The 707-nt window shown below is 45.4% G+C and carries 1 protein-coding gene; it reads right to left on the reverse strand.

The features are described 5' to 3' along the window. Positions 1 to 707: Ig-like domain-containing protein (locus L2748_RS24235; RefSeq protein WP_248957842.1), on the reverse strand; the 707-nt coding region annotated here is incomplete at both ends.

Raw genomic sequence — 707 nt, forward strand, 5'->3', positions numbered from 1 at the left:
GCCGTGGGCGCGTTAGGGTTTCGGTTGGTAATCGTAACGGTAACCGAACTCTGTGCGTAGCCCCCTTTGTCATCAGTCACAACATAAAAGAATTTATCCAGTATTGTTGCACCATTGGGTAGGTATTGGATTTCAAGTGGGCTGCTTGTGCTGACGCTGGCGAGACCTTGCGCGTCAAGCAAGCTAATAATTCGTAATGAATCACCATCTGGGTCTGATACGTATGGCGCTACAGAGATGGTAATCGGTGATGTACTGCCTTCTTCAATGCTGGCAACGATTCTGCCTGCCGTTGGCGTTTGGTTAGCCGGCGTAGAGTCACTTACTGTTAAGGTAAAAGTACCCGCTGCATAGGCTCTGCCGTCGCTGATGATATAAGTAAACTGGTCAATACCGATAAAGTCGCCAGGGGTATACCGAATGCCTGTCTTACCATTAATGATTGCACGACCATTACCATCAAAAATCTGCACTAATGATAATTCATCGTTATCAGCATCACTGATTAAGTTAAGCTCGGTAAGCTCTATATCCCATACTGGCGTCTGCTTGCTATCGATTTCTTTATTGTAATCTTTTGCGATAGGGGCGGTATTAGGGGTTTCTGGATTAATATTTTTTGAAGTCACAACGATATAAGCAACAGCATAACCTCCGTTACCATCCTCAACACTATAAACCGCTTGCTCTACGCCAACAAAGCCTGC

Origin of the sequence: Shewanella sairae (genome assembly GCF_023283535.1) — a bacterium.
Taxonomy (GTDB): Bacteria; Pseudomonadota; Gammaproteobacteria; order Enterobacterales; family Shewanellaceae; genus Shewanella; species Shewanella sairae.